We start from the raw sequence: 14,870 nt of genomic DNA, 5'->3' as shown, positions 1-14,870 counted from the left end.
ATCTGGATTACAAGAGTCCAAATCAATATGAGGCTGACATGGCTAACTTACAAAAAGCGGCTTAACTGGGTTGTGTGATTTTGGTTGACCACGTCATTCATGCGTGAACAACAAATAGCAGACGTATTGAGGAGTTAATTGTGTCTCATCCAATTATTGAAGATTTAAATAAGCGTTACACGGTTAAACAGTACGATGCGAGTAAACGCATTTCAGCTGATGATCTGGCGACAATTCTTGAGGCGTTGAGACTATCTGCGTCTTCAATCAACTCTCAGCCATGGAAATTTGTGGTTGTTGAAAGTGATGAAGCCAAGCAGCGTTTACACGATAGCTTTGCCAATAAGCATCAGTTCAATCAGCATCACGCTAAAGAAGCATCGCATACCATTCTGTTTGCCTATGATCCTAAATTTACGAAAGAGAAATTTGTAAAGCGTGTCGATGCAGAAGTAGCGTCTGGTCATTTGCCCGAAGATATGCGTGAAAACTTCATGGGCGCTTACGCATTTGCGGAAGCGAACACCGATGACAATGGCAATAACGCGGCGTGGACCAAAGCTCAAGTTTATCTAGCTCTCGGTAACGTACTACATACTTTGGCTCGCCTGGGGATCGCTTCTACACCTATGGAGGGTGTTGATCCTGAATTACTTGGTGAGTTGTTCAAAGATGAGCTGGATGGTCACGTTTGCGAAGTTGCACTTGCCATGGGGTACCCTGATACTGAGAATGATTGGAATCACGGCCTTCCAAAAGCACGCCTAGCGAAAGAAGACGTTATTACAATCGTTTAACTTGTAGAAATGTGACGTTCAAACAAACGCACGTCACTCGTAAATACGAGATGTAAAAAGAGCCCTTAGCATGGGCTCTTTTTACTACAGCAATTGAATTTGCTTTTTTAGCCCCCACTGTACTTTGCTTACAGACAACAATCACTGCTTCTTACTGCGAATGGAACTCTGGTGAATACAACCTTTAAACGCTTTTACCCCTCTACATTTGCGCCTTTCCTCATGGCGTGGGTATTGTCGTATCTGGTTGTTAGTACCGGGTTTCAGCCACCTGATGTAGCGAGTAATGCCGAGGTAACATCACAGTCACCACTTGCTAAGTTTGTTCATAACTCGCAAAGCTACTCTCTGCGATTTAACGCCAGCAAGCTGACGGACAACAACAGTGAGCAGCCTACCGATGCCGATCTCTTAGGGTTAATACCTGCTTCGTTGCACTCGGTTTATACCGGCCTTTTTGCTGTCAATACACGTTCAGCAGACGTTCCTTTTCAGTCACAAAAGTGGGTTAAACCAAGCCCTCGCGCACCACCCTCTATCCTGATTTAACAACTCATATGCGTCAACGTGGGGGCACACCTGTTGTGTTCTTAAATTTGGCGACCTTAAAAACATTATTATTCAGGATTCTAAAATGGCACGATTTTCATTTCGTGGCTTTGTGTATGTGCTCATCGTTATGCTCGGTTTACTGAGCGCTGCGCCCAACATATTGCCACAATCAATTAAACAGCAGTTACCTACGTGGTACACCACTTCCACACTATCTTTAGGCTTAGATTTGCAAGGTGGTTCGCATCTGCTATTAGCCGCAGACACCAACGCCTTGTTTGAAAAGCAACTCAATAGCTTTTCGAGTGACTTACTTAGCGAATTGCGCAGTCAAAACGTGCGCTATACAAAGACGTCTCATTCACTCACTCATAAAGATAGTCGTTCTGGAAGTATCGTCTTTACATTGCGTAGTGCAGATGATGCGAGAAAGGTAAAAGACACCGCATATCAAATTTCCGCTCAGCCAAATGGTTCAAGTGCACTTGATGTAGAGATAAAGCAAAGCACCGTTACCCTTACGCTTAACGAGCTATATACCGAACAACTGGTTAAAGACACGTTAAGCCGAAGTGTTGAAGTAGTTCGAAAGCGTTTGAACGAAACGGGGCTTACTGAGCCTAGCGTTACGCTACAAGGTAAAGACGCCATTTTAGTTCAGATGCCGGGTATGTCTGAGCCCACTCAAGTTAAAAAATTATTGGGCACTACCGCACAAATGACTTTTCACTGGGCCGCGAATAGCCAGTCTGAGCAGGTTATGAATAAGCAAGATGCGGCGGGTAATACCTATCGCTTAGAGCAAAAAGTGGCGCTAGAAGGTGAGCATATTACTGATGCGGCAGGTGTCTTAAGTAGTGAAAATGGCCAGCCAGTAGTGACGTTCCGATTAGACAGTGCAGGTGCCAAGCAGTTTGCCACTATGACACGTGACAACATCGGCCGTGTGCTTGCTATCGTCCTTGACGACAAAGTGGTTACAGCCCCCGTTATTAATAGCGTGATCCCAGGTGGTCGTGGCGAAATAACCGGTAACTTTACATTGCCCGAGGCGGGCAACACCGCATTAATGCTTCGCACTGGTGCGTTACCTGTGCCACTTACCATTATAGAAGAACGCACGGTGGGGCCAGATTTAGGCAGCGATGCAATTCAAACCGGAGTGGAAAGCGGCGTGGCAGGCGCGTTACTGGTATTGGCATTTATGGTAGCGATTTACGGCAGGTGGGGCGCTATCGCAAGTTTTGCTCTTTGTATCAATATGGCGTTGGTGTTTGGCGCATTAACCCTGTTTGGCGCAACACTGACGTTACCGGGCATTGCAGGTTTGATCCTAACCATGGGCATGGCGGTGGACGCGAACATTTTGATTAATGAACGTATTCGTGAAGAAAGTAAAAAAGGTCGTCCGGCAGCCAGTGCAATAGAGGTGGGTTTTGATAAAGCGTTCGCGACTATTGTGGATTCAAACTTCACCACACTAATAGCGGTAAGTTTGTTGTTTATGTTTGGAAGCGGCCCTATTAAAGGGTTTGCAATTACAATTGCCCTTGGTCTGGTGTCTTCGGTATTTACTGCTGTAGCCCTAACTAAAATGTTAATGCTAAGAGTGGTTAAGTCGAAGCAAAAGAATACGCAAGATCGCGCGCAGCAGCGCGTTCCTTTGCGCTTTTCATCACCGCTTTTGCGGTTAAGCGATAAGCTTAGCGGTATTAATTTTCTGGCAAAGCGTAAAATTGCACTCGCTGTTTCGGTAGTGCTAACAGTGCTTTCAATCGGCTTGTTTGCTAAGCCTGGCTTACATTATGGTGTCGACTTTACCGGTGGCACAATGATTGAGTTGACCGCACCAACCCTTACTACCGATGAGCTAAGGAATGTGATTGAAAGCAATGGCTTTGATCAGATAGCAATTCAAGAATATGGCAGTGAACATCACTATTTATTGCGAGCACCTGTTCTAGATAGCAGTGGCGAGCTTGAAAATAGCAACGCAAAGCAGACTGACGCACTAAAGCGTGCGATTTCGCAAGCCGACAGTGAGGTAAGTTTTGATAAAATTGATATGGTTGGACCCAAGGTCAGCGGAGGCTTTGCCGAGCTATCCATTCTAGCATTGCTTATCGCAGGTGGCGGCATGTTGTTGTATCTGTGGGCACGCTTTGAAGCGCATTTTGCGAGCGCAGCGCTGCTAACCGTGATACTCGATTTAACCAAAACCATAGGCTTTTTCGCGCTTACAGGCATCGAATTTAACTTAACGGCTGTCGCAGCACTGTTGGCGCTCATTGGTTACTCTATAAACGATAAGGTGGTGGTGCTTGATCGCATCCGTGAATTATTGCGTTTAGACCCAAACAAGCCATTGGCAGATACTATTAATGAGGCCGTGAACAGCACGCTAAGCCGCACGGTGTTCACTTCCGTTACCACGCTGTTGGCGTTGTTACCAATGGCTATTTTTGGCGGTGATGCCGTAGAAAGTTTTGCAGTCCCTATGGTTTTTGCTGTCGTGATTGGCACGTCATCGACCTTGTTTATCACCTCTACGCTGCTGTATTTGTTGGGCAGCAGAAGAGAGAAACAAGGTAAAGCGCAGTTAAAGCCTACTGCAGAAGAGATTAAGGCTTCGTTGTCGCACATCCCTTAGGCGGCACAAGTTCCTTAACCCCAATACCTCAGCGGGCTCTTGTACCTCAATACATTGGTGCAAAAACGCGGTAAGGTAGCAGTATTAACAGGAACCCTTGATGCTCTCACGCATACCCGAATAATTTGCGTGAGAGCATCAAGGGCAATAAGGAACGTATAATGTTTGCAGTTGATCACATTATTTTACTCAGTGCAGTGCTTGCCATTTTGGGCGTACTGGCCAGTAAATTGTCCCCGCGCTTTGGCGTACCTGTTTTAGTTTTATTCCTTGGTGTAGGTATGTTGGCTGGAGAAGATGGTATCGGCCGAATCTTCTTCGATAATGCTGATGCTGCGCATGCCATTGGTACATTTGCGCTTATTCTCATCCTATTTGATGGCGGTCTACAAACGTCAAAAAAGTCCATAGCGCAGGCGTGGAAACCCGCCGCGTTGCTCGCCACTTTTGGCGTAATTGGTACGGCAGTGGTCACCGGTATCGCCGCTATGGTTATTCTCGATTTACCGCTTTATAAGGGCTTATTGCTTGGTGCTATTGTAGGGTCGACAGACGCCGCAGCAGTATTTTCTGTTCTGCGCAACGCTGGTATACGCATTCCTTCAAAAATAAAATCCACACTAGAGCTGGAAAGTGCGTCGAATGATCCAATGGCCATATTCCTCACAATCGGCCTTATTACGCTTATTCAAGACAGCACCACTAAGCCAGTTGACTTACTTTCGCTGTTTGCCAGTCAAATGGGAGTGGGAGCGATAGTGGGCCTTGCCATCGGCGGTATTGCAGTATGGCTTTTCAGACGCGTCACCTTAATGGCCATCGGTTTGTACCCGGTATTTGTGATGTTGTTTGGTGTATTGTCTTTTGGCCTTGCTGCGAACTTAAATGGCAGCGGCTTTCTCGCTACCTTTATTACGGGTGTTATCGTGGGTAACAGCCGCTTTGCTTATCAGCGTAATACGTTTGTGTTTCTGGATGGGCTGGCCTGGCTTGGGCAAATTGCTATGTTCGTTATCTTAGGTTTGTTGGTAACGCCCACCGAGCTGTTTGTTAATTGGAAAGAAGGCCTTTTAATTGCGTTTGTGCTTATTTTTATTGCACGTCCGCTGGTGGTTATGCCTATTTTATTGCTTTCAAAATTCTCGTTCAACGCATCGCTGCTTATATCATGGGTGGGTTTACGCGGTTCGGTGCCAATTATACTCGCTATATTTCCGCTAATATTCGGCATGCCATACGCCGAGCTCATTTTTAATGTGGTGTTCTTTATCGTGCTTATTTCTGCCTTGTTGCAAGGTTCCACCTTACCTTATGCGGCGCGTAAGTTAGGCTTAGTGTTGGACGATGAAGTAAAGGAATCGAGCACGCTGGAGATTGTAAAAGTCGCTAAGAGCAAGCGCGAGCTTATAGAAATAGAGGTTTCGAAGTTATCGCCAGCACTACATAAAACCATTAGCGAATTAGCTCTTCCCGATAATACGGTAGTGGCGATGATTGCCCGTGGTGAAGAAACCCTTATACCTAAAGGAAGTACCAAAATAGAAATGGGCGATCAAATTTTCATTATCACCAAACTGCTCGATAAAAGTGCCGTTGAGCACTGCTTTTACAGCGAGCAGGAATAGGGTGCTATTGTAGGGTACTTCATGTAGAATGCGCCGCGGAGTTGGCCAGGCAATCGCCGCTTTCGTAAGAAAGGGGAGGAAAGTCCGGGCTCCAAAGGGCAGGGTGCCAGATAACGTCTGGGCGGCGTGAGCCGACGACAAGTGCAGCAGAGAGAAGACCGCCTAAGCATGTTTACATGCCGGTAAGGGTGAAAGGGTGCGGTAAGAGCGCACCGCACCTCTGGTAACAGAGTGTGGCAAGGTAAACTCCACCCGGAGCAAGACCAAATAGGATCCCTCAACGTGTGGCCCGCATGGGGATCGGGTAGGTTGCTTGAATCAGTGAGCGATTGCTGATCTAGAGGAATGGTTGCCCACGACAGAACCCGGCTTACGGCCAACTCCACTCTTTTCCTAAAAGAAAGTGAAGCCTCTACCTGAAGGGATATTTCCTCAGGCAGAGACATTTATCACTCTTTACTGAAAGAAATAGCGGAACGTCGCACCAATGGTGCGTGGCTGGTTTACCGTAAATCCAAGTCGAGCTCGTCCACCACGTTCTCTATCAAAGGATAGCTGGGCGTTTTCGTCGAACAGGTTGTTTGCATACAGTAATATTTCATAGTCATCGTAGGTAAGACCGAAGCTCATATTAAGCGTGCCGTAGTCGTCTAACAACAAGTCTAATTCCGTTGTTTCTGCGCCAGTGGCACCGCCAAAGGCAAGGCCTGAAGTGAATATACCTGCGCCTGCAACTTGGTCACTAGGCTGGGTTATACGGTCTCCCACGTACTGGTAAGAGCCTTGGAAATAGGTGCTGTTTGAAGAGAATAAAGGCTGCGCTAAATCGTAGGTAAATGCGATGGCAAAGCTCTCTTCAGGTACTGAAGCTAGGCGGTTACCGTCTTCTACGCCACCTAGTACCGCACCATCACCATCAACAACGGTTGAATCGAACTCGGCTTCAATGATACTACCCGTTAATGAGAAAAAGAGCTGGTCAGTAAACTGACGCGTAAGCTCAAATTCAATACCTTGGGTGTGGGCGTCCGGCACGTTAAATGATACACGTGACGAGCAAGAACCAGCATCCAATGTAACCTGAAGATCTTCAATATCGTTATAGAAAGCCGAGATGTTAGCTGACCATCCACGACCTGATGATTTCATACCGATCTCATAGTTGGTGAGCTTTTCATCGTCATAGTCTTGGAACGAACCAAAGATTGCTTCATCTTGGTCGGTACACAGGCTTCTATTTAGCGGGTCATTTACACCGCCAAGTCTAAATCCTTGAGACACCTGAGCATTTAAGTTCACGTTTTCGTTTACGCTATACTGGCCGATAACGCGAGAAGTAAAGCCATCTGATTCTGTAGAATCGGTCTGGTTGTCGCCGTTGGCAAATAAGCCCCCAGAGATAAACTGACGCTCTTCTTCATAATCGTAAAAACGAGAGCCCACGGTCATTTTAAAGTCATCGTTCACTTGATAGTTCACTTCACCAAACACAGCAAGCTGCTTCAAGTCGTATGGTAAATAGGCGTTGTAGGGAGAATCAGCTTCAAAACCATTGGCAACCGCTGCTGACGTGCCTTCACCTAAGGTGGCGTCGGTAAATGCGTCGTACCCAGGGGTAGGGAGTGATTGGTCGTAAACACGCTCTGTAGAAGAGTAGAAAGCGCCAACTAGCCAGTCTAGCGCGCCATCGCCATTGGATGCGGCGCGAAGCTCAAAGGTATCTTGCTCTACTTCCGTTCTGTCTAATAAGTTCGACGGTAATAGTACGGCTTCATCAGGAAAACCTAAGTCGATACTTACTGAGCCCGAAAGCGCGCTGGCATCACGACTTACAAGAATATCGCGGTCGGTATAGCTATAAACAAAGGTAAAATCAGCAACGTCGGCTTGATATTCAGCAGTTACGTCAGCAATCAAGGTATCGTCAGAGAAGCCTTCTTCAAGCAGCAGGTACTGTTCTCGTTCACCCAATTGAATAGCTGGGCGGGTCGTTGTGTAAGGGTTAGCAAACACATTATACACTTCCTGTCTGTTAAACCCGTTCATTTCCAATTCTTGGAAGATAAGTCGTGGTGTAATCGTGAGCTTATCGTTGGGTGCGATAATGAAAGCTACGCGTCCGCCAGTTCTATCGCCGTCGTTAACGTCTTCGCTAAACGCGCCGTTTTCACCTAACGCATCTATAAAGCCTGCGTAATCAGTGCGGTATACCACCGCGCGCATGGCAATGGTGTCGGAAATAGGTACATTTACCATGCCCTTAACGTGACCGCCCACGCCACCGTCTGTCACACTATTAAGATTAGCTTCAAACTTACCTTCAAAGGTATCTAACTCGGGCTGATTGGTGATGTAGCGAAGGGTTCCGCCGATAGAGCCAGATCCAAAAAGCGTACCTTGCGGACCGCGCAGGGTTTCAATGCGGTTAAGGTCGAAAAGGTCGAGATCTGGAGTAAATAAAGACAGCGAGATCACGCTTTCATCGAGGTATACGCCGACCTGCTCCTTAACGCCTGGTTGGTCTCGTACAATTTGACCCGCTGAAACGCCACGCATAGATACTTGGCTTTGGCCTGGTCCTAAGTTCTGAATTGATACGCTCGCCACGTTTCTTGCGACGTCTTCTAAGTTTCCTGCACCGCTGCGTTCAAAGTCTCGCTGCGTTTGTGCGTTGATTGAAAAAGGAATGTCTTCAATGGATTCTGCACGCTTTGTTGCAGTTACTATGATCTGCTCAAAGTCATCGTCATCCTTTTGTTGTGTGTCCTGCGCCATTGCACCGGAGCTAAGCAGCCCCATAACCGCAACGCTAAGTGTGCTTCGTCTAAACGACGATTTTTCTATTTTAAACATAAGTCCATCCAGGTTGGTTGTTTCTATTTTGTTATCAGGTAAGGGCGTAATGTGGCAAAAAAGTTGGGTTATTTCCATAACTTGCGAAACAAATATTTCATTTTTTGTTGTATCTAATGCGGTACGTTTTTCTTGTTAATTTAGTGTTAATTGTAAATGTGTGGGGAATGTGCGTCTAAAAGGTCAAAAGAAGCGTCTATCTGGCTAATTACAAAAGCAATAATCTAAGTATCATCTTTATGAGAGAGGTGTTGACCCTAAGAGCAAAAATGACTGGGCGATAAAAGCAAGCGGCAGCAAGCGGTTTATATCAGCGTCACAATAAAAGCTGATGGGTTAATTAGAAAGTACAACATGAAAGCATTGTTCAACAGTTAAAGCTAAAAAGGTGAGTAATAGAGTGGAGAAAGCAGTGAATACAAGCGATGTAGTAAAAGGGATATTAGCAATTGTTATCGCAAGCTTTCTGTGGGGGACAACAGGCACTGCCGCTCAGTTCGCTCCAGAAATCAGTCCTCTGGCAATCGGTGCCTTTGCAATGGGTATAGGTGGTGTATTGCTTTGTGTTAGTGCCCGAAAATCACTGGTAAAGGATGCACCTATTCTTTTTTCTATACCACTGACCTTTCTGTTTGGCAGTGCATGTGTTGCAATTTATCCGCTGGCCTTTTACAGCTCAATGCGTTTGTCAGGCGTTGCCATAGGCACCGTGGTTTCTATCGCCAGTGCACCACTATTCGCTGCGCTTTTAGAGTACTTTTTAAGTAAAAAGCCCGTGTCTTTAAAATGGTTTATTAGTTTTGTGTTTGGTGCGTTTGGGATTGGCATGTTAGCCATGGGTAAGGCACACGACGCAATGGCGTTGTCAGCATCTAAAGATGATCAGGTGTTCGGCGTTCTATTGGGTTTAATTGCAGGTTTAACTTACGCTGGGTACTCATGGGCTGCGAAGCAACACATTGACGCTGGCGCAAATTCAAAATCTGCCATGGCCGGACTTTTCGGTTGCGCTGCCGTTGCTCTGTTGCCTTCCCTCTGGTTTACCGGTCAAAACTTGTTTACTAACACTATCCACATTAGCGTTTCACTCTATATGGCTGTGGTGCCAATGTTTCTTGGTTATTTGCTATTTGGCTATGGTCTTCGCACCACCGAAGCGAGTAAAGCTACGCTTATTACGTTAATTGAGCCACTGGTTGCGACACTTTTCGCTATTTTTCTGATTGGTGAAGTATTCAAGCCGGTGGGATGGGTTGGCATGACGCTGGTGTGTCTTTGCCTTTTAATCCAATCGATAAAATTTCCATTTGCTTTAAAGCGCTATGGCAAAAAAGCAACGGCGTAATGTTGAAACCGCGTGTGGCTTATAATGAAAAGTCAGAATACTTGTTAAGTATTCTATCAATTTGACCCGTTTGTTTTAATTCAGCAATGGCGCGGTTAATGGCGGGGAGCTTATCTTTATGTCGATTGTGAACACGCAACGCCATTTGGCCTGCCGTATGGATGGGGCCCAGCGCTATTTTTACGTTGTGCATTGAAGACCAGTAACGCGCCGCTGCTTCCTCCATTATGATGACATCTATCCGTTTCATGCCAAGGGCTAAGATAAGGTTACTCTCGGCTTGAAAGTCCATTCTGACGAACTTATCAGAATCAAAATACACATAGCCGGAGATCATCCCTACGGTTTCACCGTAGATAGAGGCGACGGTTTGGTATCGGCTATGGTTTTCAGGCAGAGTAATAAAGTATTCTGTGATGTCTATAATGGGATCTGAGAAAGTGAAGTCGCCCGCGGGCTCATCTTTAGACAGCCAGCTTGGACTGAAAAAGTCGAAATCAAGAGCGCCTGTTTTAAATGCAAGCATGGCACGTTTGGTAGAGAGCATGACTTTTTCTGTCTTAATACCTGCTCTATTCATAATAAGGGGAAGGATTTCAACTAGAATACCGGCCCTATCTTCGTCGACAGCATTTTCGTACGGGATAGAGCTGCCTGACGTTCCAAGATTATATCGCAGTACTTCATCTGCAGTCGCGCCACCGCCAAAAAGCGAAACGTTAATCAATAAGATAAACGAAACAACTTTTTTGATGTGTTGGGCTAGTCTCGCTAAGGCGTTCACTCAAGATGTTCCACTTCAATAGATTAATGAACGGCGCTTTCTTCACTATTTCTTTCAATGCTTGCCCAATGCTCAACTTTGTCGATGAGGTCAATAGCATCAAAAGGTTTACTTAGATAATCGTCCATTCCGGCGTTAACGCAGCGCTCTTTGTCACCTTTCATGGCATTGGCGGTTAGTGCGATGATCGGCACGTTTAAATAGCGTTCTCCGGCCTCACCATTTCTTATGCGTTTAGTTGCTTCAAAGCCGTCCATTTCTGGCATTTGACAGTCCATCAAGACAACATCAAAGGTCACTTTCATTTTGTTCAACGCTTCAAGTGCCTCTAGGCCTGATTTGGCACTCAATGTAGTGTGGTTATTTAGGTGCTGTTTAACAATAACCTGATTAATGTCGTTGTCTTCGACAATTAATACTTTGCGTTTTTTCCCTTTTTCCCGTTTCACTCCTGAGGAGTGGTGAACTGGCTTAAGCAGGGCTTCGTCGGCTTGTTCAAGCATAATAGTGAAAGAGAACGTGCTTCCGTGACCTTTAACGCTCTCGAGTTTTATATCGCCGCCCATGAGTTCGCATAATTGTTTGCTAATAGAAAGGCCAAGGCCTGTTCCGCCGAATTTGCGAGTTGTAGAAAGGTCTTCTTGGGTAAAGACATCAAAGATTGTACTTTGCTTATCTTGTGCGATACCAATGCCGGTGTCTTTTACGCTACATAAAAGCTTAAGGCTGTTATCTGCGTTTTGCTGAATGCTGGTGGTGACTTCAATGCATCCACTGTCGGTGAACTTCACGGCATTACCTAACAAGTTCGAGAGTATTTGTCTAAAGCGTACATCATCGCCTTGTACAACGTGAAAGCCTTGTAAATCAAAGTGAAAATGTAGCGCTAACCCTTTTTCTTGGCACATAATCGCGTACTGACTTTGAAGGTTTTCAAGCGACTCTAAAATGTCGAATGGGTTTTCTTCAATTTGCAGTTGGCCTGCCTCTATTTTAGAGAAGTCCAAAATATCATTTACGATATGTAAAAGGCCCTGGATACTAAACTTAGCAAGAGACAGGTAGTGCTTTTGCTCCTCAGTGAGTTCAGAGCTAGCCATTAACTGCAAAACACCAGAAATACCGTGTATTGGCGTGCGTATTTCATGGCTCATACTAGCGAGGAAACTCGATTTAAGACGGGCAGACTCTTCCGCTTTTTCTCGCGCATCCTGAAGATACTGTTCGGTTTGTCGTTGTTGAGTAACGTCCTGTTGAAACCCGATATAGTGAGTGACTTCACCATTTATTTTTACCGGCGTTAAATTCAAACGGTTGTAAAAGGCGCTGCCGTCTTTTTTATAGTTGAGCAGCGTTGTTTCAATAGGCTCGCGCACTGCAATAGCCTTGCGGATTTGGTCAACTGTCTGCTTGCTGGTTTCATCGCCCTGCATCGACCTGCAGTTATGACCGATTATTTCTTCACGACTGTAGCCTGTAAGCTCTTCAAAGGCACTGTTTACGTATATTATTGGTTGGCCGACGCGCTTAATGTCCGAAATGATGATCGACACGGTTGCCTCATCCATAGCGTGAGTGAGCACTTTAACGTGACTTTCAAGAGAGCGTTGTTCGGTTTCGTCGCTACCAACATAGATATCACCACGAATATTACCATTAGCATCGGCCAGTGATGTTTTAGTCCAATGAACAAACCGCTCTTGGCCGGTTGATACCGAAAAGTGTGTAAGTTCATTGCTCTGTGAAGAAGCGAGCTTTTGCATAATGAACTTCAAAATACCGTTCTTTTCACCGTACTGGTCATGACAAAAGTCGTCGAAGCGCTTATTAGAAAGTAAGATTTGCTTGTCTTGATCAACCACAACAAGCATATCGCCCATTGACTCCAACACGTTGGAAAACTGTTCGTTAGACAGTGAAACCTCTGTTAGATCCCAAATCAGTTTGTCAAACGCTTCGCGAATATCCGCAAGTTCTTGGGCCTCAACGTCACTATCAAGGCGTAGTGAGGTCTTATCATCACTGTTTAGTCGATTCTTAATGTCATTGTACAAAGTCGAAAGTGTTCGCTCGGCAAGCGTTCCCGTCATACTCACCATATGCAAAATGATAAATACGAAGCCTACAATCATTGCCAGCAATACAATCCCAGTCCATGCGGCTTCTCTGTATGCGGTGATGGTGGGTTTTACGCTGTATAAGGTTAGATTTTGCCAGTCAGCCTTTTTTATAGCGTAGCCGCTGTCATCAAAATCGGAAAAGCTTGAGTTGGGAGCAATGAGTGATGGCTCACTGCTAAACAGGACATGCCCACTAGAGTCGGTAACAAGCTGGTTAGTCAGTCTGGGATAGGGCGCGAGCAAAGACTGCAAGCTATCCACATACATGACAAGTGCGCCTTCCGCTACGCCTCTAAGTAACACTGGAACGCTTATTAATACGCCGTACTTTGATACCGAGGAGTATGCATTCGATGAACCAAGGGTTTGCTGGCGCCATGCACTACTGAGCGACTCGGGGATAACAGCATTCCAGTTTTTATCAATCACCCGGTTCCCGGCAAAATCAAATAGTGCAAACTCGACACTTTTCGCCTGAGTTAAATTTAACGAGCGGAAAAACATGGGAAGGTAATTATCCCTTTGCTCGAAATCAACCAAAGAATTGATGATGATATCGTTAGCTGCCAAGTCTGCTAGCTGTCTAGTGGTGTCGCTAACAATGTAATTGATATCTTGTTCTAAACCATCAACAGATTGTTGTTGAAGCTGGTCGGTTTGTTTAACAATGAAGTGAAAAGAGAGAGCAAACAGAATGATAGACAAAACCGCGACGAGTAAAACCAGTCGCGGAAGCATGCTTGAAAGCAGAAGAGAGCGTAACCTCGGGGGCTGCTGCATCATTGCACGCCCGTTGTTACCAAGTGACCTTTTTCGTTAAACGTAGTCATAAAATAATCCTTTGCCCAGAGTGCATCGTGTCTGTCCTCTGAAAATGGAGCTGTGTAGTGCTTCACTGCACCTTGGACATTTTGAAGAGACTCTAGCGCACCGCGTAATGCGTCTACTTCTATACTACCAGCTTTCGCAGCAGCTGCCGCGATTAAATGAGTTAAATCATAAGCATGAGCCAAACCTGTCACACCACCTATCGCAGTCGCATCCACCAAGCCATACTTACTATAATAGGCTTCTAACAAGCTTTTTGCTTTGGTATTTTTCTGGTGGTTGAAGTGGAAGGTTTGAAGTACTGACACATTGTAGTTAGCGATGGGCTTTGCAAGTAAAGAGGCGAACTGACCCGACGCGACTCCCCAATGCGACACAACAGGGAGAGAGGCGATGCCTTGTTTTGCCATCTCATCGAGTACCACAACACCTTCAGGAACGTTAGTGATAAGAATAATCGCTTCCACTTTCGCGCTTTTTATTGCCGCGATATCCTCAGAAAAGTCTTTCTGCTGCCAATTTATCCAATGGGTTGCTGTTATATCAATATCATTATTACTTGCAGCTTGTGTTAATGATTCAAGGTTTGAGCGTCCCCATCCTGTTCTTTCCAATACCAACGCGATATTTGAAAGCCCCATATATTTGACGTGATTAATTAGGACTGACGCTGCTTCAGCGTCGCGTACCGACACGCGAAATATGTTATTCGGTGAGTGCCCGTTGTCGATAATAGGCGTCCCCGCTGCCCAAGGAACCAACATCAAAATGTTTTTTTCGTGTATTGGGTCGATTTCAGCGAGAACTACAGGTGTATGAACGCCGCCTACTACCGCAAGTAAATTGGGAGTTTGGGAAAATTGCTCAATGTTATATACACCCCGAGCTGGGTTGCCTCGATGGTCTTTCGCAATAACTTTTATTTGACGACCTAGAATCCCTCCAGCGGCATTTATTTCGTCGACGGCAAGCTCGACCCCTCTTGTAATAGCGATGCCACCTTCAACAGCTACCGCTGAAAGATCGGCATCAATACCAATTACCAGAGGCTCCGTTGAACTTAATGCTTTACTTGCAGTAAAAATTGAAAAGACGCAAGCCAGCGAGAGAAAGATAGAAAGTGCACGCATGAATAGGCTACCTAAATGTTAACCTTAAAAGTGTATAGCAATGTGCTCAGTCTTTTAGCGTAAACGTCTTATCCTTTAGTATAAGTTTGATGCTTTTTTGAGAGCTTTTACGAGATTTTTGAGCGCTGGCGACGGGGTGGTGTACTAAACGAGTGCGCATTAATTTTGGCACGATTCTACTATTAG

General features: G+C 45.6%; 9 protein-coding genes and 1 other RNA gene. 6 read left to right on the top strand and 4 right to left on the bottom strand.

Going from position 1 to position 14,870, the window contains the following annotated elements; all coding sequences use genetic code 11:
- Positions 1-140 precede the first annotated feature (140 nt).
- The 5 genes from BIZ39_RS10145 to rnpB all read left to right on the top strand — a co-directional run bounded on the left by BIZ39_RS10145 (position 141) and on the right by rnpB (position 6,012).
- Positions 141-797, top strand: a complete 657-nt coding sequence (locus tag BIZ39_RS10145; protein ID WP_187446903.1) for an NAD(P)H-dependent oxidoreductase — start codon at positions 141-143, stop codon at positions 795-797.
- A 171-nt stretch (positions 798-968) separates the two neighbouring features.
- Positions 969-1,346, top strand: a complete 378-nt coding sequence (locus tag BIZ39_RS10140; protein ID WP_239239508.1) for a hypothetical protein — start codon at positions 969-971, stop codon at positions 1,344-1,346.
- An 85-nt stretch (positions 1,347-1,431) separates the two neighbouring features.
- Positions 1,432-3,999 carry a protein translocase subunit SecD gene (gene secD, locus BIZ39_RS10135; RefSeq protein ID WP_187446902.1) on the top strand — a complete coding sequence of 856 codons (2,568 nt, stop codon included), beginning with the start codon at positions 1,432-1,434 and terminating at the stop codon, positions 3,997-3,999.
- 161 nt (positions 4,000-4,160) lie between these two features.
- Positions 4,161-5,624 (top strand): potassium/proton antiporter, encoded by a 1,464-nt coding sequence (locus BIZ39_RS10130; RefSeq protein ID WP_187446901.1) that lies wholly within the window; start codon positions 4,161-4,163, stop codon positions 5,622-5,624.
- 37 nt (positions 5,625-5,661) lie between these two features.
- Positions 5,662-6,012, top strand: an RNA gene (gene rnpB, locus BIZ39_RS10125) — RNase P RNA component class A.
- Between the two features lie 68 nt (positions 6,013-6,080).
- Here rnpB and BIZ39_RS10120 read toward each other — a convergent pair.
- On the bottom strand, positions 6,081-8,477 hold the full coding sequence (locus tag BIZ39_RS10120) for a TonB-dependent receptor (RefSeq protein ID WP_170826494.1): 2,397 nt from the start codon (positions 8,475-8,477) through the stop codon (positions 6,081-6,083).
- A 400-nt stretch (positions 8,478-8,877) separates the two neighbouring features.
- Between BIZ39_RS10120 and BIZ39_RS10115 the strand changes: the two genes are divergently transcribed.
- Positions 8,878-9,822 carry a DMT family transporter gene (locus BIZ39_RS10115; RefSeq protein ID WP_187446900.1) on the top strand — a complete coding sequence of 315 codons (945 nt, stop codon included), beginning with the start codon at positions 8,878-8,880 and terminating at the stop codon, positions 9,820-9,822.
- 19 nt (positions 9,823-9,841) lie between these two features.
- On the opposite strand, the gene BIZ39_RS10110 is transcribed toward BIZ39_RS10115, so the two are convergent.
- Genes BIZ39_RS10110 through BIZ39_RS10100 form a run of 3 tightly spaced genes read right to left on the bottom strand, consistent with a single transcriptional unit; the run spans position 9,842 to position 14,684 of the window.
- Entirely contained in the window at positions 9,842-10,606 is a 765-nt protein-coding gene (locus tag BIZ39_RS10110) for a substrate-binding periplasmic protein (RefSeq protein WP_187446899.1), read from the bottom strand.
- 23 nt (positions 10,607-10,629) lie between these two features.
- Positions 10,630-13,509 carry an ATP-binding protein gene (locus BIZ39_RS10105; protein ID WP_187446898.1) on the bottom strand — a complete coding sequence of 960 codons (2,880 nt, stop codon included), beginning with the start codon at positions 13,507-13,509 and terminating at the stop codon, positions 10,630-10,632.
- The gene (locus tag BIZ39_RS10100; protein ID WP_061094306.1) at positions 13,506-14,684 is read right to left on the bottom strand and encodes an ABC transporter substrate-binding protein; all 1,179 of its coding nucleotides are present in this window, start codon (positions 14,682-14,684) and stop codon (positions 13,506-13,508) included. The genes BIZ39_RS10105 and BIZ39_RS10100 overlap by 4 nt, the downstream gene beginning before the upstream one ends.
- Positions 14,685-14,870: the final 186 nt, after the last annotated feature.

Origin of the sequence: Alteromonas sp. BZK5, assembly GCF_014349115.1 — a bacterium.
Classification (GTDB): Bacteria; Pseudomonadota; Gammaproteobacteria; order Enterobacterales; family Alteromonadaceae; genus Alteromonas; species Alteromonas macleodii.
Note: the sequence above shows the minus strand (reverse complement) of the source record. Positions and strands in the feature narration are given on the sequence as shown.

Excerpts from the sequence above, each read along its gene's own strand:
- BIZ39_RS10130 (WP_187446901.1), top strand. The coding sequence starts at position 4,161 with ATGTTTGCAGTTGATCACATTATTTTACTCAGTGCAGTGCTTGCCATT.
- BIZ39_RS10100 (WP_061094306.1), bottom strand. The coding sequence starts at position 14,684 with ATGCGTGCACTTTCTATCTTTCTCTCGCTGGCTTGCGTCTTTTCAATT.
- secD (WP_187446902.1), top strand. The coding sequence starts at position 1,432 with ATGGCACGATTTTCATTTCGTGGCTTTGTGTATGTGCTCATCGTTATG.
- BIZ39_RS10105 (WP_187446898.1), bottom strand. The coding sequence starts at position 13,509 with ATGATGCAGCAGCCCCCGAGGTTACGCTCTCTTCTGCTTTCAAGCATG.
- BIZ39_RS10120 (WP_170826494.1), bottom strand. The coding sequence starts at position 8,477 with ATGTTTAAAATAGAAAAATCGTCGTTTAGACGAAGCACACTTAGCGTT.